The sequence below is a fragment of the Lentzea flava genome (assembly GCF_014648475.1).
Lineage (GTDB): Bacteria > Actinomycetota > Actinomycetes > Mycobacteriales > Pseudonocardiaceae > Lentzea > Lentzea flava.
On record NZ_BMRE01000032.1, the window covers coordinates 65,565 to 86,390 of the forward strand.

17 protein-coding genes are annotated in these 20,826 nt (G+C 68.0%); 9 read left to right on the forward strand and 8 right to left on the reverse strand.

The annotated features are described in order from the left end of the window. The first annotated feature begins 7 nt into the window (after positions 1–7). The 4 genes from IEZ09_RS29575 (at position 8) to secA2 (ending at position 5,124) form a co-directional block, all read left to right on the forward strand. A complete protein-coding gene (locus IEZ09_RS29575) occupies positions 8–1,294 on the forward strand; it encodes an MFS transporter (RefSeq protein WP_229813064.1) in 1,287 nt (428 codons plus the stop codon). Between the two features lie 117 nt (positions 1,295–1,411). Beyond that, entirely contained in the window at positions 1,412–1,828 is a 417-nt protein-coding gene (locus tag IEZ09_RS29580) for a hypothetical protein (RefSeq protein WP_189257070.1), read from the forward strand. A gap of 88 nt (positions 1,829–1,916) precedes the next feature. Further along, positions 1,917–2,747, forward strand: coding sequence for an oxidoreductase (locus IEZ09_RS29585; protein WP_229813065.1), 831 nt, complete (start codon positions 1,917–1,919; stop codon positions 2,745–2,747). A gap of 91 nt (positions 2,748–2,838) precedes the next feature. Further along, the gene (gene secA2, locus IEZ09_RS29590) at positions 2,839–5,124 is read left to right on the forward strand and encodes an accessory Sec system translocase SecA2 (protein ID WP_189257071.1); all 2,286 of its coding nucleotides are present in this window, start codon (positions 2,839–2,841) and stop codon (positions 5,122–5,124) included. 3 nt (positions 5,125–5,127) lie between these two features. Here the strand turns inward: secA2 and IEZ09_RS29595 are convergent, their stop codons facing one another. From IEZ09_RS29595 to IEZ09_RS29615, 5 genes are all read right to left on the reverse strand, one after another. Continuing rightward, positions 5,128–5,379 (reverse strand): hypothetical protein, encoded by a 252-nt coding sequence (locus tag IEZ09_RS29595; protein ID WP_189257104.1) that lies wholly within the window; start codon positions 5,377–5,379, stop codon positions 5,128–5,130. 43 nt (positions 5,380–5,422) lie between these two features. Continuing rightward, the gene (locus IEZ09_RS29600) at positions 5,423–6,535 is read right to left on the reverse strand and encodes an aromatic ring-hydroxylating oxygenase subunit alpha (protein ID WP_189257072.1); all 1,113 of its coding nucleotides are present in this window, start codon (positions 6,533–6,535) and stop codon (positions 5,423–5,425) included. Further along, the gene (solA, locus tag IEZ09_RS29605; protein ID WP_308202435.1) at positions 6,532–7,647 is read right to left on the reverse strand and encodes an N-methyl-L-tryptophan oxidase; all 1,116 of its coding nucleotides are present in this window, start codon (positions 7,645–7,647) and stop codon (positions 6,532–6,534) included. Before solA ends, IEZ09_RS29600 begins: the two co-directional genes overlap by 4 nt. A gap of 1 nt (position 7,648) precedes the next feature. Beyond that, positions 7,649–10,015, reverse strand: a complete 2,367-nt coding sequence (locus IEZ09_RS29610) for a GcvT family protein (RefSeq protein WP_189257073.1) — start codon at positions 10,013–10,015, stop codon at positions 7,649–7,651. 216 nt (positions 10,016–10,231) lie between these two features. Continuing rightward, positions 10,232–11,002 carry an IclR family transcriptional regulator gene (locus tag IEZ09_RS29615; protein ID WP_189257074.1) on the reverse strand — a complete coding sequence of 257 codons (771 nt, stop codon included), beginning with the start codon at positions 11,000–11,002 and terminating at the stop codon, positions 10,232–10,234. A 119-nt stretch (positions 11,003–11,121) separates the two neighbouring features. Here IEZ09_RS29615 and IEZ09_RS29620 point away from each other — a divergent pair, with 119 nt between their 5' ends. From IEZ09_RS29620 to IEZ09_RS29640, 5 genes are all read left to right on the forward strand, one after another. After that, positions 11,122–11,442: a bifunctional 3-phenylpropionate/cinnamic acid dioxygenase ferredoxin subunit gene (locus IEZ09_RS29620; RefSeq protein ID WP_189257075.1), complete on the forward strand. Its 321-nt coding sequence runs from the start codon at positions 11,122–11,124 to the stop codon at positions 11,440–11,442. Further along, complete coding sequence (locus IEZ09_RS29625; protein WP_189257076.1) at positions 11,439–12,551, forward strand: NAD(P)/FAD-dependent oxidoreductase; 1,113 nt, start codon at positions 11,439–11,441, stop codon at positions 12,549–12,551. Before IEZ09_RS29620 ends, IEZ09_RS29625 begins: the two co-directional genes overlap by 4 nt. 181 nt (positions 12,552–12,732) lie before the next feature. Continuing rightward, positions 12,733–14,172, forward strand: coding sequence for an aldehyde dehydrogenase family protein (locus tag IEZ09_RS29630; RefSeq protein WP_229813066.1), 1,440 nt, complete (start codon positions 12,733–12,735; stop codon positions 14,170–14,172). Next, positions 14,169–15,647, forward strand: coding sequence for a GMC family oxidoreductase (locus IEZ09_RS29635; protein WP_229813067.1), 1,479 nt, complete (start codon positions 14,169–14,171; stop codon positions 15,645–15,647). Before IEZ09_RS29630 ends, IEZ09_RS29635 begins: the two co-directional genes overlap by 4 nt. Then, positions 15,644–17,107, forward strand: coding sequence for an APC family permease (locus IEZ09_RS29640; RefSeq protein ID WP_189257078.1), 1,464 nt, complete (start codon positions 15,644–15,646; stop codon positions 17,105–17,107). Before IEZ09_RS29635 ends, IEZ09_RS29640 begins: the two co-directional genes overlap by 4 nt. Here the strand turns inward: IEZ09_RS29640 and IEZ09_RS29645 are convergent. Genes IEZ09_RS29645 through IEZ09_RS29655 form a run of 3 tightly spaced genes read right to left on the reverse strand, consistent with a single transcriptional unit; the run spans position 17,087 to position 20,656 of the window. Next, positions 17,087–18,634, reverse strand: coding sequence for a helix-turn-helix domain-containing protein (locus tag IEZ09_RS29645; protein WP_229813068.1), 1,548 nt, complete (start codon positions 18,632–18,634; stop codon positions 17,087–17,089). The two genes, IEZ09_RS29640 and IEZ09_RS29645, sit on opposite strands and share 21 nt — an antisense overlap. After that, a complete protein-coding gene (locus IEZ09_RS29650) occupies positions 18,631–19,914 on the reverse strand; it encodes an MFS transporter (RefSeq protein ID WP_189257079.1) in 1,284 nt (427 codons plus the stop codon). Before IEZ09_RS29650 ends, IEZ09_RS29645 begins: the two co-directional genes overlap by 4 nt. A gap of 10 nt (positions 19,915–19,924) precedes the next feature. Beyond that, entirely contained in the window at positions 19,925–20,656 is a 732-nt protein-coding gene (locus IEZ09_RS29655; RefSeq protein ID WP_189257080.1) for a 3-hydroxybutyrate dehydrogenase, read from the reverse strand. Positions 20,657–20,826: the final 170 nt, after the last annotated feature.

Consider the following 20,826-nt stretch of genomic DNA (forward strand, 5'->3'; position numbering starts at 1 on the left):
AGACCCCGTGGTCAGTGTTGCCCCGGAGAAGAACACCCTGCGCAGGCTCATGGCGGCCGGACTCGTCGGCAGCAGTATCGAGTGGTACGACTTTTTCATCTACGCAACCGCTGCGGCACTCGTGTTTCCCAAGCTGTTCTTCCCCGAGGCCACCCCGATCGTCGGCCTGCTGTTGTCCTTCAGCACGTTCTGGGCGGGCTTCATCGCCCGTCCCATCGGCGGCCTGGTCTTCGGCCACGTCGGCGACAGGTTCGGCCGCAAGCCCGCTCTCGTCATCTGCCTGGCGCTGATGGCCGCCGCGACGTTCCTGATCGGCCTGCTGCCGACGTCCGGCACCATCGGCGTCGGCGCACCGCTTCTGCTCGTCCTGCTGCGCTTCCTGCAGGGCATCGCGGTGGGCGGCCAGTGGGGCGGCGTGGTCCTGCTGCTCACCGAGTCGGCCGGCGCGGGCAAACGAGGCTTCGCGGGCACGTTCGGTCAGGCCGGTGTCCCGATCGGCGTGTTCCTGGGCAACGTGGCGTTCATCCTGGCCACCACGACGATGTCCAAGGAGGCGTTCGCGGCCTGGGGCTGGCGCGTGCCGTTCCTGGCGAGCGCGTTGCTGTTCCCGGTCGTCCTCTTCATCCAGCTCAAGGTCGAGGACAGCCCGGTGTTCCGCGAGCTGAAGGAACGCCGCTCCGACACCCCGGCACCCGCACCGCTGAAGGAAGCCCTGCGCACCCACCGCAAGCCGATCCTGCTCGGCGCGGGCCTGATGTTCGCCTCCAACGCGATCTTCTACGTGTCGATCGCGGGCGTGCTCTCCTACGCCACCGCCACGCTCGGCCTGTCCCGCGAGTCGGTGCTGATCGTCAGCCTGCTCTCGTCGGTCGTGAGCATCCCGGTGATCCTCTGGGCCGGCCACGCCTCGGACCGCCTCGGCCGCCGTCCGCTGATCATCGCGGGCGCCATCGGCCTGGTCGTGTGGGCGTTCCCGTACTTCCTGCTCGTGGACACGGCCTCGCTGCTGTGGCTGTTCGTCGCTGCAACGGTCGGCGGCATCGCGTCTTCTCTCGTGTACGGCCCGATCGCCGCGTACCTGGGTGAGCTGTTCGAGCCGCACGTGCGGTACTCGGGCGCCTCGCTCGCCTACCAGCTGGCGTCGATCCTGGTCAGCGGCGGCACGCCGTTCATCATGACCGCGCTGCTCGGGGCGACGGGCACGTCGATGTCGGTGTCCGCGTTCCTGTGCCTGATGGGCCTGGTCACGCTTTTCTCGGCGCTCAAGCTCCCGGAGACGCACCGGGTGGGTTGATCTGCGCCTGCAGGTGGGCCTGGCCGGCCGAATCCGGTCAGGCCCACCTGCGCAACACCCTGTTGGCATGCGCCGAAAGGCAGCGGTGACCGTGACGCCGTCAGGAAGGCCGGGCTGATGCACCCACGACTTGGTATCGCCGTCACCATTGCCGAGTACTTGGCGACCGGAGCGCTCGGCGCCGGCATTGCCGTCGTCGTGATGAACGGGGACGACAGGCCCTCCTCAGCACCTTCAGGCGTCGCGCCAGCAACGACCACCAGCACCACGACAACGTTCAGGACAACAACGCTACCGGTGACCACCACGGCAAGCAGCGAGTATCCGAGGCTCGTTGACGCTGCGCAGATCGATCCCAGGTTCACCTACTACTCAAAGCTTCCGAGTCTCGTGCAGTTGGCACCCGGCGTCTACGCCGAGCCACCCGCAGACGGGAACCTCGGCTCGGTCGAGGACTACTCGAGCTACCTCGGGCTGTGCGTGGATGTGAACCGCCAAGCAGAGAAGTACCCGGGCGGCAGTACTTGCTGGTGAAAACGCGTGAGGCCAATAGTCGTTTGACCCCGTGGCGCGACCGGCAATACTCCCCGCAGGAGCACACGGCTGACCGAGGGGAGAACACGTGGCCGACAGGGTGTGGCTGATCACCGGCGCCAACAGCGGCTTCGGCCGGGCCATCGCGGAAGCGGCGGTAGGAGCGGGCGATCTCGTCGTGGCCACCGCACGCCGCATCGAGTCGCTGGACGACCTGGTGCGCACCCATCCGCGCCACATCGTCCCCGCCGCTCTCGACGTGACCGACCACGAGGCCATCCGGACGACGGTCGCCAACGTGATCGCGGAGCACGGCCGCATCGACGTCCTCGTCAACAACGCGGGCCGCACGCACGTGGGCGCCGTGGAGGAGACGACAGACGAGGAGCTCCGCGACCTCTTCGAGGTCCACCTGTTCGGCCCGGCCGCGCTCACGAGGGCGGTCCTGCCCCACATGCGCGCCCGCCGCGAGGGTGCCATCGTCCAGCTGAGCAGCATGGGCGGCCAGCTGTCGTTCGCGGGCTTCGGCGCGTACAGCGCCACGAAGTTCGCCCTCGAAGGCCTCTCCGAAGCCCTCGCCGACGAGGTGAAGTCGTTCGGGATCAAGGTGCTGATCGTCGAACCCGGCTCCTTCCGCACCAGCCTGTTCAGCGGCTACAGCGGCTCGAAGGAGACCGAGACCTACGCGGACTCGGTCGGCAAGACCCGGCAGATGATCACTGCGGGCAACGGCCAGCAGCCCGGCGACCCGGACAAGGCCGCCGCCGCCATCCTCACCGCGCTGGACGCCGCCGAGACGCCGCTCAGGCTGCCGCTGGGCGGGGACGCCGTGGACGCCGTGCTCACCCATCTCGAGGACGTCAAAGCCGAGATCGCGCTCTGGGAGAAGGTATCCAGGGAGACCGAGTTCGATCGCTGACCTGCACAAATCCGGCAAAATCCGGACAAATCACGCCTTCACTGTCAAGACCTCTGCGGAACCCCGAGGCGATGCCGTACGTTGCTGCGTCGTGACCACTCTCATGGCGCGCTTCAAGCAGCGGATGCGCCGGTTCGCACAGAAACCGGCGTCGGTTGACCTCGCCCCGTTTCAGGCACTGCTCAAGGACGTGGAGAAACACGCTGACACGTTCAAAGCGTTCAGTGACGAGGAGCTGACGGCACACGCCGCGAAGCTGCGTGAGGAGCACGACGACACCGAGCTCGTGGCCCTCACGCGGGAGGCGGCGGAGCGCGCCATCGGGCAGCGCCCGTTCGACGTGCAGGTGCTGGGTGCGCTGGGCATGCTCAGCGGGCTCGTCGTCGAGATGGCCACCGGTGAGGGCAAGACGCTCGCGGGCGCCATGGCCGCGGCCGGGTTCGCGATCAAGGGCAAGCGCGTCCACGTGGTCAGTGTCAACGACTACCTGGCGCAGCGCGACGCGGAGTGGATGGGGCCGCTGTACCGGCTGCTCGGCGTCACGGTGGGCTGGCTCAACGGCAGCTCGAAGACCGAGGAGCGCCGCGAGGCCTACCAGTGCGAGGTCACGTACGCACCGGTGAGCGAGATCGGCTTCGACATCCTGCGCGACCGGATCGTCACGCGCCAGGAGGACCTGATCGTCCCCGAGCAGGAGGTCGCGCTCATCGACGAGGCCGACTCGGTGCTCGTCGACGAGGCCCGCGTGCCGCTCGTGCTGGCCGGCTCGACCAGCGCCGAGGCCGCCGACCCCGTCATCGCGGACCTCGTGAAGCGCCTGCGCCACGGCCTGCACTACGAGGTCGACGACGAGGAGCGCAACGTCTTCCTCACCGGCGCGGGCTCGGAGGCGGTCGAGCGCGCGCTCGGCGAGATCGACCTCTACTCGCAGGAGCACGTCACCTCCACGCTGTCGAAGGTGAACGTCGCCCTGCACGCGCAGGTGCTGCTGCACCGCGACGTCGACTACATCGTGCGCGACGGCAAGGTGCACCTGATCAACGACTCGCGCGGCCGCATCGCGAAGCTGCAGCGGTGGCCGGACGGTCTGCAGGCCGCGGTCGAGGCCAAGGAGAACGTGCAGACGACCGAGTCGGGCGAGATCCTCGACTCGATGACGGTGCAGGGCCTGCTGTCGCGGTACCCGACCCGGTGCGGCATGACCGGTACCGCCGTCGCCGTCGCGGAGACGCTGCGCGAGTTCTACGAGCTCGAGGTGCTCGTGATCCCGCCGAACAAGGAGAACATCCGCGAAGACGAGCACTTCCGCCTCTACGCGACGCTGGAGCAGAAGGAGGAGGCGATCGTCGAGGAGATCAAGACCGTCCACGAGACCGGACGGCCGATCCTCGTCGGCACGCTCGACGTCGCGGAGTCCGAGCGGATCTCGTCCAAGCTGCGCGCCGCCGGGCTCGAGTGCGTGGTGCTGAACGCGAAGAACGACGCCGAGGAAGCGGCGATCATCGCCGACGCCGGCTCGTACGGCCGCATCACCGTCTCGACGCAGATGGCCGGTCGCGGTACGGACATCCGCCTGGGCGGGCACGAGGGCGAGGACCACGACCGGATCGCCGAGCTCGGCGGCCTGTACGTGATCGGCACCGGGCGGCACTCGTCCTCACGCCTGGACGACCAGCTGCGCGGCCGCGCCGGCCGGCAGGGCGACCCCGGCGGCTCGGTGTTCTTCTCCTCGCTGCACGACGAGCTGATCACCCAGTACGCGCCGGACGCGGAAGATCCGTCCGAAGTGGACGAGGACGGCCGCGTGCGGGACAAGGGCCTGCTGCACACCTTCGAGCACGCGCAGCGCGTCGCCGAGGGCGTGAACCTGGAGATCCACCGCAACACGTGGCGCTACAACAAGCTGATCGAGCACCAGCGCGACCTGCTGCTGCAGCACCGCGACGTGGTGCTGCGCACGGACGCCGCGCTGGAGAAGCTCGGCAAGAAGGAAGGCGTGTCCGACGAGGTGGCCGCCGACGCCGCCCGCAAGATCACGCTGTTCTTCCTCGACGACCTGTGGACGCACCACCTGACGTTCCTGTCAGACCTGCGCGAGGGCATCCACCTGCGTGCGCTGGCACGGCAGAACCCGCTGGACGAGTTCCACCGCGAGGCGATCCCGGCGTTCAACAAGATCGTGCCGGAGTCGTGGGAGCTGGCCAAGGACAAGTACGAGGCGGCCAAGATCACCGACGACGGCTACGACCTCGCCGACGCGGGGGTGAAGCGCCCGAGCTCGACGTGGACGTACCTGGTGCACGACAACCCGTTCGGCTCGGGGCTCGAGGAGACGATGAAGGGTCTCGTCAAGATGGTGCGCGGTCAGCGCCGCTGACCGTCACCACCTCTCACCGACGAGATCATCGGCAGGTCTGGCTGGCCGGGGCAACGCCTCGGCCCGTCTGCTCACGGACATCTCCTCGGTGAGTTTCCTGATCTCCGCGAGGATGTCCAGGTGCTCCTGCGACGGCGGCGGGCCAACGAGGTTGGACCGGTTGTGCGCCGTCCGTTCCGCGCGCTCGGCCAGCTGCCGGATGCGGCGGAGGAGATCGAGCTCCCCGTCCGGGAGCAAGAAGTCCGTCTGCTCCATCACCCGTGCAAGCTTTCGCGTGCACGGGTGATGCGTCGATCCCCTAGTCGGCTGAATCCAGTTTCCCGACGAGCCACTCGTGGAAACCGCCGATGTGATGCTCCGAGGGCACCAGCACTCCGCCGCGCGCGTAAGCGCGTGAGGCCATCGCGGGCTGGCAACGCTCGCATGCTTCGAAGTCCTGCTCGTTCACCCGGTGGAACAGCTCTACCGAGCGAGAGACGTCACGCCCGGTGTCGACCACTTCCTTGGCGTAGAGCCAATCGCACTCGACGATCGTGCGATCGACCGCCACCGGGTACATGCGGTGCAGGATCACGTGGTCCGGCACGAGGTTGACGAAAACCTGCGGCTTGATCGTGATCGCGTAGTACTTCCGGTCGCGGTCTTCCTCAAGCGCCGCAAGTTTTCCGAAGCCCTCGCCGCCGTCGACGGTGAAGCCCTTGATCTCGTCGCCGAACTCCGCGCCGTGCCCGACGTAGTACTGGGCCGCGTAGCCGTCGGCGAACTCGGGCAGCACCTCGGTGAGCTCGGGGTGGATCGTCGCGCAGTGGTAGCACTCCATGAAGTTCTCGATGATCAGCTTCCAGTTGGCCTTGACGTCGTAGACGATTCGTTTGCCCACAGACAACTGGTCGATCTCGTAGCCGTCGATGGCGTCCAGCGAGCCGAGGCGTTCCGTCACGGCGTGCAGCACGTCGTCCTCGAAGCTCGGCGGTTCATCGGCGAGGCACACCCAGGCGTAGCCGAGCCATTCTCTGAGATGGACTTTCGTCAGCCCGTATTCCACGCGGTCGACATCCGGCATCGAGGTGAGGTTCGGCGCGGCGATCAGCTTGCCGTCCAACGCGTAGGTCCACGCGTGGTACGGGCACTGGAACGCCCGCTTGACGCTGCCCGCCTCGTCGACGCAGATGCGCGCGCCGCGGTGCCGGCAGACGTTGAGGAACGCGTTCAGGCCGCCGTTGCGATCGCGGGCGATGAGCACGCTTTCCCGCCCGACCTGCACGGTGCGGAAGTCGCCGGGGTTCGCGAGGTCGCTCGAGCGGACGGCGCAAAACCACATCTTCTCGAAGATGCTGGCTTGTTCCTGCGCGAAGATCCCCTGGTCGGTGTAGTAACGGCCCTCCAGGGTGGAGATCAGGCTGCCGGTCATGCTCCGCCTCTCAAGCGAGCAGGGTCGAAAAGGGCGATCGGGTGCCGCGTGGCCCCGTCGATCGTGAGGTCGGCGAGGATCTCGCCGACGACCGGCACGAACTTGAAGCCGTGCCCCGAGAAGCCGCACGCCACGGTCACGTTGTCGTGCGCCGGGTGTCGGGCGATCACGAAGTGGTGATCCGCGGTGTTGGTGTACATGCAGGTGACGGCGCGCTGGAAGGAGCCGAGGCCGGGCATCGCGGACCGGGTGGCGTTCGTGATGGCTTCCACCTCGTGGTCGTGCACCGTGCGGTCGACGGTGTCCGGCGTGCAGATCGCGCCACCGCTGTGGAACGCCACCTTCACCGCGCCGTCGATCTCCGGGAACCCGTAGAACTCGGTGCCGTCCGCGCGGTCCCAGATGTGGACCGGGTGGCCGGTGAAGTCGTCCTCGGGGGTGAAGTAGAACTGCACCTGCCGTTCGACCTCGAACGAGATTTGGAGGTCCTCCAACAGTTCCGAGGCCCACGCGCCGGGACACACCACGACGTGCTCGGCCTCGTACGTGCCGTGCACCGTGATCACCCTGCCCTCTTCCCAATGCAGCACGGGCTCCTCGAAGTGCAGCTCGGCACCCGCCTTCGCGGCCAGCTCCAGGTGCGCCCGCACCGCGTTCTCCGGCACGACGAACCCCGCCGCCTCCTCGTACAGCGCGATCTCGTCCGCGCGTGGACGCATCGCGGGAAAGCGTTTGCGGATCTCGGCGGCGTCCAGCAGCTCGTGCTTCAGGCCCCACTGCTCGGCGCTGGCCCTGCTGCCGCTGACCGCACGCGACTCGGGCGGGCCGACGATCACGCCGCCGACGCGGTGGAAGATCCGCTCACCGCTGTCGCGCTCGATCTGGTCCCACATCTCGTGCGCCCGCAGCAACAACGGCACGTACGCGGGATCCTCGAAGTAGGCCTGCCGCGTGATCCGCGACCCGCCGTGGCTCGACCCCCGCGCGTGCACGGGCGTGAACCTCTCCAGCCCGAGCACCCTCTTCCCGCGCTGGGCGAGCCGGTACGCGGCGGCACCGCCCATGCCGCCGAGCCCGATGACGATGGCGTCGTAGGACATCTTTGGGGCCACGTCAGCCCCTGAGGCGCTTCATCTCGGGGTCGAACAACGGCTCCTGCGCCACGCGTGCCGTGACGCGCTCGCCGAAGTACTCGATCTCCACCTCGTCGACGCCGGTCGGCAGCCACGCGTAGGCGATGTTGAGACCGGTCGTGTACCCGTACGCCGCACTCGTGACGTACCCGACCGGTTCCCCTTGGTGGAACACGGGTTCGCTGCCCATCACGACCTGCCACGGGTCGTCGATCGTGAGGCAGGTGAGCTTCTTGTCCGACGTGCGACCGGCGAGCGCGTCCTTGCCCAGGAAGTCCTTGTCCGTGCGGACCGCGAACCCGAGCCCGGCCTCGAACGGGTCGTGCTCGTCGGTCAGGTCGGTGCCCCACGACCGGTAGCCCTTCTCGAGCCGCAGGCTGGCGAACGCCCCGCGCCCGGCCGCGATCACGCCGTGCTCCTGCCCGGCCTCCCACAGCGTGTCCCACAGCTTCAGGCCGAGGTCCGCGGTGGTGTAGAGCTCCCAGCCGAGTTCGCCCACATAGGACAGTCGCAGCGCCGTCACCGGAACGTTCTTGATGAACGCCCGCTGCGCCGTGAAGTAGCCCTTCCGCGTGTCCAGCGTCGTGGGAACGCCCTCGACGAGGTCACGGGCTTTCGGTCCCCACAAACCGATGCAGCAGGTACCGGCCGTGATGTCCCTGACCTGGACGTCGTCCGGCGCGTGCCTGGTGAGCCAGTCGAGGTCGAGGTTGCCGTTCGCGCCGACCTGGAAGGTGTTCTGGTCCAGCCGGGCGATCGTGAGGTCGCTGCGGACCCCGCCCCGCTCGTCGAGCAGCAGCGTGTAGACCACCGCGCCGGGCTTGCGGTTGAGGTTGTTGGTCGTCATGCGCTGCAAGAACTCCAGCGCCCCCGGCCCGCCGACCTCCAGCCGCTTCAACGGCGTCATGTCGAACATCGCGACGCGCTTGCGCGTCACCAGCGCCTCGGCCCCGCAGATCGGCGACCAGTACCGGCTCGCCCACTCGTTGCGCGGCGGCACCTCGGCCACCTCGGGCAGGCTCGCGTTGGCCTCGTACCAGTGCGGCCGCTCCCACCCGTACGCCTCCAGGAAGAACGCGCCGAGCTCCTGTTGCCTGGAGTGGAACGGACTCGTCCTGATCGGCCGCGGGCTCTCCATGGGCTGCAACGGGTGCAGCACGTCGTAGACCTCGACGAAGTTCTGGCAGCTGCGCTCCAGCACGTAGTCCGGCGCCAGCTGCACCTGCTCGAACCGGTTGAGGTCGCTGGAGTGCAGGTCCAGCTCCGGCTGCCCGTCGACGATCCACTCGGCCATCGACCTGGCCACACCGGCGGAGTGCGTGATCCACACGGCCTCCGCGACCCAGAACCCGTGCAGCCGCGGGTGTTCCCCGAGCAACGGCATCCCGTCGCTGGTGAACGAGAACAGCCCGTTGAACCCGCGGTCCACCCCTGCCTCCGCCAGCGCCGGGATCAGCTCGACGGCCGACTCCCACGACGCCTCGAAGTCCTCCTTGGTGAACGGCAGCTCCGACGAGGTGATGTCGCGAGCGGCGATCGGCATGGGCCGGTGTCCGTACGCCCCGATCCCCAGCGCCTCACCATGCGCACGGAAATAGAGATCCGCCTCCTGGTGCCGGAGAATGGGTTGCCGCGCCAGCGCTTCCGCGTCGACCCCCGGCAGGTTCCCGGTGAACGCGTACTGGTGCGCCATCGGCACCAGCGGGACGGTCAGCCCGACCATCTCCCCCAGCACCGGCCCCCACATCCCGGCGCACGACACGACGATGTCGGCGGGAAAGGTGTCAGCCTCGGTCCGCACCCCGGTGACCCGGTCCCCGGCGGTCTCCACCGCGACGACCTTCTGCCCGAACACGAACCGCGCACCCCGCGCGATCGCCCGCTGCGCCTGGACCTCCGCCGCCAGCACGGGCTTCGCGAGGCCGTCGCTCGGGATCAGGAACCCGCCCAGGACCTGCTCGCGGTCCAGCAACGGGTGCAGCCGCGCCACCTCGTCCGGCCCGATGAGCCGGCTCTCCACACCCCAGGACGTGGCCCAGCCGTGCCGCCGCGCCAGATCCGCCAGCCGGGCCTCGGTCGTGGCGATCTCCAGCCCGCCGATCTGGTCGAAGCACCCCAGCGCGGTGTACTTCTCGACCGTGTAGCGGGCGAAGGCGGTCATGCTGCGGCAGGGGTTCGTCTGGAACACCAGCCCCGGCGCGTGGCTGCTCGAACCGCCGGCGGCGAGGCCCTGCGCCTGGTCCAGCACCGTGACGTCGGTGAAGCCCCGTTCGGTGAGCTCGTCGGCCAGCGCACAGCCGACGATCCCCGCCCCCACGAGCACCACGCGAGGCACTTCTCCAGACATCTGGACACCCCTTCGCCGCCGTTGCGCGCAACGGAACCCGTTCCGCGATCAGCAACAAACTGCGGCCAGCGGGTTCGGCTGTCAAGACGGCCGTTCGGGTTTCCAGCGAAAACGTCGAGCAGGGCGATCGTCCGTGGCGTTCGGCGGCACGCTCGCCGAACGCCTGCTGGCCACCTGGCCGAGCCTGGACGACTGGGGCCGGATCCCCTGGTGGGGTCAGTCCGCGAAGTAGCCGAGCTGCGCCGACAGATCCGCGGCCGCCGACACCATCGACGGCACGATCTGCTCCACGCGTTCACGCGAGAGGCGGTACGACGGCCCCGAAGCGCTCATCGCCGCGACGACCTCACCGCGATGCCCGCGCACCGGGACGGCGACCGCGTGTAGCCCCAGCTCCAGCTCCTCGAAGCACGCCGCGTACCCCTGCGACGCGACCACCTCCAGTTCGGCGAGGAGCTTGCCGGGGTCGACGACCGTGTTCTCGGTGTACGCGTCGAGCGGCAGCGACACGAGCCGCTTGCGTTCCGCGAGCGGCAGGTACGCGAGCAGGACCTTGCCGGACGACGTGGCGTGCAGCGGCGTGCGCTGCCCGATCCAGTTCACCGCCGACACGGCCGCCGACCCACGGGCCTGCGTGATGTTGATGGCGACCCCGGCGTCGTGCACGGCGATGTTCACGGTCTCGCCGAACTCGTCGGCCAGCGCCTGGCACACGGGCTGGCCGAGCTTGGTCAGATCCATGCGGCCGGTGGCGGCACCGGCGAGCCGGACCACGCCGAAGCCGATCGCGTACTTGCCTCTCTCCCCGAGCTGCTCGACCAGGCCACGCGCCTCCAGCACCGAGACGAGTCTGGACACCGTGGACTTGTGCACACCCAGTTCACCAGCGATTTCGGTGATGCCGGCCTCTCCCTGGGCCAGCAGTTCGAGCACGCTGATGGCTCTGTCGACGGACTGCACCTGAGCTGCCGAGTCGGAGTTGCTCATGGCGCAACAGTAACCGGCAGGCAAAACACTCACTCGAACTATTGACTACGTGTCGCGCGGGCCTCACATTGTGTTGCGTCATTCGGAACGTGTGCCGCGTCACGCAACGGAGGCCGACGATGATCCGCGCCTGCGCTCTCATGGACCTGCCCCCGGGAGAGGCGGTGCGCATCGTCGGTCCTCATGCACCGATCGCGGTGTTCAACGCCGACGGTGTCCTGTACGCCATCGACGACACCTGCACCCACCAGGACGCCTCCCTCAGCGAGGGATGGCTCGAAGGATGCTTCGTGGAGTGCCCGCTGCACGCCGCGTCGTTCGACCTTCGCACCGGCGAGCCGACCTGTCTGCCCGCCAAAAGACCGGTGAAGACCTACCCCGTCTACGTGAAGGATGGAGAGGTCTATGTCGATGTCGAGGTGAACAAGGACGTGGCGTGAGGACGATCGCGATCATCGGCGCTTCGCTCGCCGGTTTGAGGTCGGCGCAGGCACTGCGCCAGCAGGGGTTCGACGGACGGCTCGTCATCATCGGCGATGAAGTCCATCTGCCCTACGACCGACCTCCTCTCTCGAAGGACTTCCTCCTCGGCAAGGTCGAGGCCGTACCGCTCGCCGACCAGGAGGACCTCGACGCCCTCAACGCCGAATGGCGCCTGAACAACCGCGCGACCGCACTGCTCTCCAGCGGCGAGGTCGCGCTCGCCGACGGCACGACGGTCGAGGCCGACGGCGTCGTCATCGCGACCGGCGGCGTACCGCGGACGATCCCGAACACCCGCGTCCTGCGCACCCTCGACGACGCGATCAACCTCCGCGAGGCGTTCGCCAACGCCCAGCACGTCGGCGTCATCGGCGCCGGGTTCATCGGCGCGGAGATCGCGTCGAGTGCGCGCGCTCTGGGCAAGGACGTCACAGTCGTCGAGGCGCTCCCCACGCCGCTCACGCGCGTGCTGGGCGCGGAGATGGGCGCCGCATGTGGACAACTGCACGGCGACCACGGATCAACATTGATTACGGGAGTCAATGTTGATTCAGTCAACGTTGACGGCGGAATCAACCTCGCTGATGGACGCCGTGTCGACGCCGACGTCGTCGTCGCGGGCATCGGCATGCGCCCCGCGACGGACTGGCTCGCCGGCGGACCCGTCAAGGTCGGCAACGGCGTCGTGTGCGACGCGGGCGGCGTGACGAACCTGAAGAACATCGTGGCCGTCGGCGACGTCGCGAACTGCGCGGGCCATCGCGCCGAGCACTGGACGTCCGCGACCGAACAGGCACAAGTTGCCACTCGCAACTTGCTCGCGGGCGAGACGGTCGCGACGCACACCAACGGCGGTTACGTCTGGTCCGACCAGTACGGCGTGCGGATCCAGTTCATCGGACGGGCGACGGACGACGTTCGCCTCGAAGATGGGTCCATCGAGGACAGGAAGTTCGTCGCGACCTATCGAGACAGTCAGAACGAAGAGGACATTGTCGGCATTGTGGCAATGAGCAACGCTCGACTTTTCACCCGGCTGCGCAGGAATTTGAAGCAAGTGGTCTGAGTTCGAACCTTCGCCGCGTGTTTCGCCGTTCAGACGGGTGCCGTGAGGTGCCCTGCTGGGCGCCGAAAGACGTGGTGAAGATTGAGCTCAGACCACTTGAGACGGTCGTCACGGTTTACCGCCACCGGCGATCGGCTACACCCCATTGTCCTTCGTGGACAGACGAACAGGGAGGCAGTCAGTGTCGCCGGTGCGGCAGATCATCAACCCCTTCGACCAGAGTGTTCTCACCGAGGTCGAGGACCAAACCCGCGAACAGGCGATCCAGGCGATCGCGAAGGCCAGAAACGCCTTCGACCACGGCGACTGGCAGCACTCGGGCCCGGAACACCGCGCCGCCGTGCTGAACCGGATCGCGGACCTGCTGGAGCGCGACAAGGAGGACATCGCCCGCACCGAGACGCTCGACACCGGCAAGACGCTGGTGGAGAGCCGCATCGACGTGGACGACGTCGTCGCCGTGTTCCGCTACTACGGCAACCTCGCAGGACTGCTGCACCCGAAGATCGTCCAGGGCACGCCGCCCGACGTCATCAGCCGCATCGACTACGAACCCGTCGGTGTCTGCGGCATGATCGCGCCCTGGAACTACCCGCTGCTGCAGATCTCCTGGAAGATCGCGCCGGCGCTGCTCGCCGGCAACACGCTCGTGGCGAAGCCCAGCGAGATCACGCCGCTCACCACCATCAAGCTGTTCGAGCTCATGCGGGAAGCCGGGCTGCCCGACGGCGTGGCGAACCTCGTCCTCGGCACCGGCCCCGAGGTCGGCGCGCCGCTGAGCGAACACCCCGACGTCGACCTCATCTCGTTCACCGGCAGCCTCGCGACCGGCCAGCGGATCATGGCGTCGGCCGCGAAGACCGTGAAGAAGGTCGCGCTCGAGCTCGGCGGCAAGAACCCGAACATCGTCTTCGCGGACGCCGACATCGACACCGCGGTCGACTACGCGCTCACCGCCGCGTTCTTCCACGCGGGCCAGGTGTGTTCGTCCGGCACGAGGCTCATCGTGCACACCGACATCTACGACGACTTCGTCAACGAGGTCGCGCGCCGGGCCGACAAGATCAAGCTGGGCAACGGGTTCGACGAGGACACCGAGTCCGGCCCGCTGGTGAGTGCCGAGCACCGCGCGAAGGTCGAGAGCTACGTCGAGATCGCCGAGCAGGAGGGCGCCACCCTCAAGGCGGGCGGCAAGCGACCGGACGAACCCGAGCTGCAGAACGGTTTCTTCTTCCGCCCCACGGTGTACGCGGACTGCACCCGCACGATGAAGCTCGTCCAGGACGAGACCTTCGGCCCGATCATCACCGCCGAACGCTTCGAGACCGAGGACGAGGCCACGTTCCTCGGCAACGACACGGACTACGGCCTCGCGGGCGGTGTCTGGAGCCAGGACCTCGACAAGGCCCAGCGCGTGGCGAAGAAGCTCCGCCACGGCACGGTGTGGATCAACGAGTTCGGCCCCTACCTGCCGCAGGCGGAGTGGGGCGGCTTCAAGCGCTCCGGCGTCGGCCGTGAGCTCGGCACCGCGGGCCTGCACGAGTACACCGAGCCCAAGCACGTCTACCAGAACCTCAAGCCCGCTGCCCAGAACTGGTTCGCACGAAAGGATTCCCAGTGACCGCACATGACTACGTGATCGTCGGCGGTGGTACGGCGGGCTGCGTGCTCGCGGCGAGACTGACCGAAGACGAGAACGTCACGGTCGCGGTCATCGAGGGCGGCCCGTCCGACGTCGGCGACGAGAAGATCCTCAACCTGCGCAACTGGATCAACCTGCTGGAGACCGAGTACGACTACGACTACCCGACGGTCGAGCAGCCGCGGGGCAACTCGCACATCCGGCACAGCCGCGCGAAGGTCCTTGGCGGTTGTTCCAGCCACAACACGCTGATCTGCTTCAACCCGCTGCCCCAGGACTTCGACGACTGGGGCCACGGCTGGACGTGGGACGCGATCGGCCCGTACTACGACAAGGTCGCGCTCAACATCATCCCGGTCGAGGAGAAGGACAGGAACCCGATCGCCAAGGACTTCGTGGCCGCCGCGCAGAAGGCCACCGGTGTCCCGGAGATCGACAACTTCAACGCGAAGCCGTTCGAGGACGGCGTCGGCTTCTTCTCCATCGCCTACCACCCGGAGAAGAACAACCAGCGGTCGTCGGCGTCCACCGCCTACCTGCACCCGATCCTCGACAGCCGCAAGAACCTGACCCTGCTGCTCAACACCTGGGCGAGCAAGATCGAGTTCGACGGCACCCGCGCGATCGGCGTGCACACCGACAAGGGTTACGTCGAGGCCAACAAAGAGGTTCTGCTCTGCGCGGGCGCGATCGACACGCCCCGGTTGATGATGCTGAGCGGCATCGGTGACGCCGAGCACCTCAGCAGCATCGGCATCGAGCCGAAGCACGACCTGCCCGGCGTCGGTGAGAACCTGCTGGACCACCCCGAGTCGGTCATCGTCTGGGAGACCACCAGGCCGTTGCCGGAGAACTCGGTGATGGACTCCGACGCGGGTCTGTTCATCCGCCGCGACTCCTCCGACCCGCGCCCGGACCTGATGTTCCACTTCTACCAAATTCCGTTCACCACCAACACGGAACGCCTCGGCTACCCGAAGGTGGAGCACGGGGTCTGCATGACGCCGAACATCCCCAGGCCGCACAGCAAGGGCAAGCTGTGGCTGAAGTCGAACGACCCGGCGGAGAAGCCCGCACTTGACTTCGGTTACTTCACCAACCCCGACGGCTACGACGAGCAGACCCTCGTCGACGGCTTCAAGATCGCGCGCAAGATCGCCGAGCAGGAACCGCTGAAGTCGTGGCTCAAGCGGGAGATCGCGCCTGGCCCGGACGTCCAGAGCGACGAGGCCCTGTCCGAGTACGGCCGCAGGGCGGCCCACACCGTCTACCACCCGGCGGGCACCTGCGCGATCGGGTCCGTTGTGGACGGTGACCTGAAGGTCATCGGACTCGAAGGCCTGCGGGTCGTCGACGCGTCCGTGTTCCCCACCATGCCCACCGTGAACCCGATGGTCACGGTCCTCATGATTGGAGAACGAGCCGCAGATCTGATCAAGGGGGTGGTCGGATGACGGCCACCCTGACGGAAGCGGACAGGCTCAAGGACCTCGGCTACACCTCGGAGTTCAAACGGGACATGAGCCCGTGGGCGAACTTCTCGCTCGGCTTCACCTATCTCTCCCCCGTGGTCAGCACGTACACGTTGTTCGGCACCGCCCTCGCCCTGGGCGGCCCGCCGATGATCTGGAGCTTCGTCGTCGCGGGCGTCGGCCAGTTCCTGGTCGCGCTCGTGTTCGGCGAGCTCGTCGCGCAGTACCCGGTCGCGGGCGGCGTCTACCCGTGGGCCCGCCGCCTGTGGGGCAAGCGCTGGGCGTGGATGACCGGCTGGGTCTACCTGATCGCCCTGCTGGTCACCATCGCGTCCGTGAGCTACGGCGCGGGCCCTTATCTGGCAACACTTCTCGGCTACACCGCGACCGTCGGCAACACCGTGCTGTGCGCGATCGCGATCATCGTGGTCTCCACGCTGATCAACTACGCGGGCACGAAGGTCCTGTCGTGGGCCGCCATCTTCGGGTTCGCGGCGGAGATCGTCGGTGCTCTCGTCGTCGGCATCTGGCTGCTCGTCGACAACCGGGTGCACGGCCTGGGCGTGCTGTTCGACAACTTCGGCGCCGGCGAACCGGGCAGCTACCTGCCCGCGTTCTTCGCGGCGGGCATCATCGGCCTCTACCAGTACTACGGCTTCGAGGCCTGCGGTGACACCGCGGAGGAGGTCAAGGATCCCGGCCGCGTGATCCCGAAGGCCATGCGCCGCACCATCTACATCGGCGGCGCGGCGGCCACGTTCGCGTGCCTGTCGCTGCTGCTCGCGGTCCCGGACTTCGGCAAGGTCATCAGCGGCGAGGACGCCGACCCGGTCACGAACGTCCTGACGAACGCGTTCGGCCCGGTCGGCTACAAGATCGTGATCGCGGTCGTGCTGATCTCGTTCCTGTCCTGCACGATGTCCCTGCAGGCGGCGGCGTCGAGGCTGACCTACTCCTACGCCCGCGACAAGATGCTGTCCGGGCACAGGGCGCTCGCGAAGTTCGACCAGAAGCGGCACATCCCGCCGTACGCCCTGGCGCTCGCCGGCGTCGTCCCGGTGGTCATCGTGTTCGCGTCGATGCTGTCCACGAACGCGCTGGACAAGATCGTGTCGTTCGCGACGCTCGGCATCTACCTGGGCTTCCAGATGGTCGTGTTCGCGGCGCTGCGGGCCAGGCTCAAGGGCTGGGTGCCGTCGGGCGAGTTCACGCTCGGCCGGTGGGGCCTCGTCGTCAACGTCCTGGCGCTCGCGTACGGCGTCGCGGCGATGGTGAACATGGTCTGGCCCCGCACCCCGGACGCGCCCTGGTACGACAACTACGTCGTGATCCTCAGCGGCGCGCTCGTCGTCGGCATCGGCCTGGTGTACATGGCGATCGCCAAGCCGTTCGGCAACTCGGACGCGCCGGCGGGCGATGCTCTAGCCCAACAAGCGAAGTAGGCGCAGGGCGAGCTGCACCTCCAGCACACGATCCGGCGACTGCCAGTCGCCGAGCAACGTCGAGACCCTGTCGAGCCGTTGCGTGACCGTGTTGACGTGGAGGTGCAGCTCCGCCTTGGCACGACTCAGGTTCGCACCGCACCGGAAGTAGACCTCCAGCGTGTGCACCAGTTCCGTGCCGCGTTCGGCGTCGTAGTCGAGCACCGGCCCGAGCACCGACCGCACGTACCCCGAGACGTCCGCGCGGTCGCCCAGCAGCACGCCGACGAATCCGAGGTCGTCCATCGTCGCGGCGTCCTTCTCCCGCCCCAGCTGCCGCAACGCCTTCAGACACCTGCGCGCTTCCTCGTAGGCCGCCGCGATCGCCACCGGCCCGGTCACCGGCCCGCACGCACCCACCGTCGCGTCCAGCGCCTTCGCGACCTCGCGGGCGATCCCCGTGGACGTGGACGGCAACGCCAGCACGACCTCCCGCCCGCGCGAACCCGCCAGTCCTCTGTGGACCGAGGCGTAATGCGTGGCCCCCGACAGGTTTCCGTCCGCCACCAGCACCACGTGGGGCTCGGTCAGCTCGACCCCGACCCGCCGCGCCCGCGCCAGCAACCCGGCGGGATCGCGCCCGTCGAGGATGTCGGTGATCAGCTCGCCGCGGACCTTGTTCTCGGCCTCCGCCACCGTTCTGCGCAGCAGCAACAGCAACGCCGTCACGGCCGCCGACCGCTCGAACAGCCGCCGGTCCGCGTCCGACAGGTCGGGACGTCCGGACAGCGCGATCCCGCCGAGCAGCTCCGATCCCGCCAGCACCGCGCACACCCACACGTCGTCGAGCAGCACGGCGCGTCCGTTGGCCCGCACCGCCAGCGAGGGCACGGTCTCCAGCACCTCGACCGGCCCGCCGAGCAACTCCCCCACGGCCGCCGCGACCTCGGCCGACGAACCACCGCGCAGCACCAGGTCCGTGAGCCGGTCGTGCGCCTCCTCCGCCCGTTTCATGGCCTCGTTGTGCGACTGGATCGTCGCGAACAACGACGCCGTGTCGATCGCGATCGCCGCGTGGTCGGCCAGCGACTGCAGCAGCGCGACCTCCTCCGGCGGGAACTCCCGCGTGGTCCGGTCGGCCGCGTACAGCACGCCGATGACCTTCGAGTCGAGCTTCAGCGGCACGCCCAGGATCGCCATCAGGCCCTCGTCCCGCACCGCGGAGTCGATCGGCCGGGTGTGGTTGAACCGGGCGTCGGCGAAGTAGTCGGACGTCGCGTACGGGCGGGCGGTCTGCGCCACCAGCCCGCCCAGGCCCTCGCCGAGCCCCAGCCGGACCTTCTGGAACAGCGGCGAGAACGACCCGTCCGTCACCCGCATGTAGGTGCCGGCCGGGTCGTTCATCGACAGGTACGACACGTCGGTGCCGAGCAGGGTGCGCGCCCTCCGCACGATCGAGCGGAGGACCGCGTCCGGGTCGCGCATGCCCGCGAGCTCGGACGCGGTCTCGAACAACGCCGCCAGTTCGGCCTCACGCCGTCGTGTCACACTCCAACCCTGTCACGTTCCTCCAGATCCGCACCACGGGTCTCGCGCGCCACCACGACCGCCACGACCGTGAGCACGCACATCGCCACCACGTAGATCGAGATCGGGAACGACGACTTGTAGGCCTTCAGCAACGCCGTCGCGATCAGCGGCGCCAGCGCACCGGCCGCGATCGAGGCGAGCTGGTAGCCGATCGACGCGCCCGAGTACCGCACCCGCGTGCCGAACAGCTCCGAGAAGAACGCCGCCTGCGGCCCGTACATCGCGCCGTGCAGCACGAGTCCGACGGTCGTCGCCAGCGTGATCAGCACGGGATCGCGAGTGTCGAGCAACGCGAAGAACGCGAACACCCACACCGCCATGCCCACCGCGCCGACCAGGTAGATCGCACGCCGCCCGAACCGGTCCGACAGGTGACCCCAGACCGGGATCGTCACCAGGTGCACCGCCGAGGCGATCAGCACCGCGTTGAGCCCCACCGACTTCGACAGCCCCAGCCCGGTCGTGACGTACACCAGGATGAACGCCGTGATCACGTAGTACGACACGTTCTCAGCGAGCCGCGCGCCCATCGCGACCAGCACCTCACGCCAGTTGTGCCGCAACAGCTCGAACACCGGCGCCTTCTCGTGCTTGGGCGCCTTCTTCTGCGCCTCCAGGAAGACCGGCGACTCGGCCACCTGCAGCCGGATCCACAGGCCGATCACGACCAGCACACCGGAGAGCAGGAACGGGATCCGCCAGCCCCACGCCAGGAAGTCCGCGTCCGACTGCACTGCCGCCAGCACCGCCAGGACGGCCGTCGCCAGCAGGTTTCCGCCCGGCGCACCCGCCTGCGGCCACGACGCCCAGAACCCGCGCCGCGCCGGGTCGCCGTGCTCGGACACGATCAGCACGGCACCGCCCCACTCGCCGCCCAGAGCGAACCCCTGGACCAGCCGCAGGAACGTCAGCAGCAACGGCGCGAGCACACCCACCGACGCGTACGTCGGCAGCACGCCCATCAGCATCGTCGCGCCACCCATCAGCAGCAACGACAACACCAGCAACCTCTTGCGCCCCAAGCGATCCCCGAAGTGTCCGAAGACGAGGCCGCCCAACGGCCTGGCGAGGAAGCCGATCGCGTACGTGGTGAACGCGAGCAGCGTGCCGGTCAGCGGATCCGCGGTCGGGAAGAACAGCTTGTTGAACACCAGAGCCGCGGCCGACCCGTAGAGGAAGAAGTCGTACCACTCGACAGTTGTCCCGATGAGTGAAGCGCCCACTACCTTTTTGATCATCGACAACTCCTCATTGAGCAGTCCAGCCGCCGTCGACGGCCAACGACGTACCGGTGACAAAACTGTTGTCGCACAACCACAACACGGCATCCGCGACCTCGGAAGGCTCGATCAGCCGTTTGATGGCACTGCGCTGCAGCAAGATCTGCGAGGAAACGTCGTCCTCGGAAATGCCGTGCACCCTCGCCTGGTCCGCGATCTGCTTCTCCACCAACGGAGTCCGCACGTAACCGGGCGCCACGCAGTTCGACGTGACGCCGTGCGGCGCACCCTCCAGCGCGGCGACCTTGGAGAAGCCCTCCAGGCCGTGCTTCGCGGCGACGTAGGCGGATTTGAACGCGGAGGCACGAAGTCCGTGCACGCTGGAGATGTGGACCAACCGGCCCCAGCCGCGCGAGTACATGTGCGGCAGCACGTGCCGGGTGAGCCGGAACGCCGCCCCCAGCATGAGCTCGACCATCGCCGAGAAGCGCTCGGCGGGGAACTCGTGGATCGGTGCGACGTGCTGGACACCTGCGTTGTTGACCAGCACGTCGACCTCGGCGGGCAACGCGTCCACCGGTTCGGTCAGGTCGAGCACGTGCCCGACCCCGCCGATCTCGGACGCGATGTCCCGCACGCCGGGGTCGAGGTCGACCAGATGAACCTTCGCGCCGGCCTCGGACAGGGCGCGGGCGCAGGCCAGGCCGATGCCGCTCGCGGCTCCGGTGACCAGCGCGGTGTGACCCGTGACACTCGACATGACCGGAAACGGTAGGCGTCACACGGCGTGAGAAACATGTGGCGGGCCCACATAACGCCTGGTCACCAGGTGGCTTTAGCCACCATTTAGCGTCTCACAGGCATATGGCGAGTGAAGAACGGGTACAGGGGCGTAAGCTCCCGTCACCTGAACGGGGGAAGATCCAGAAA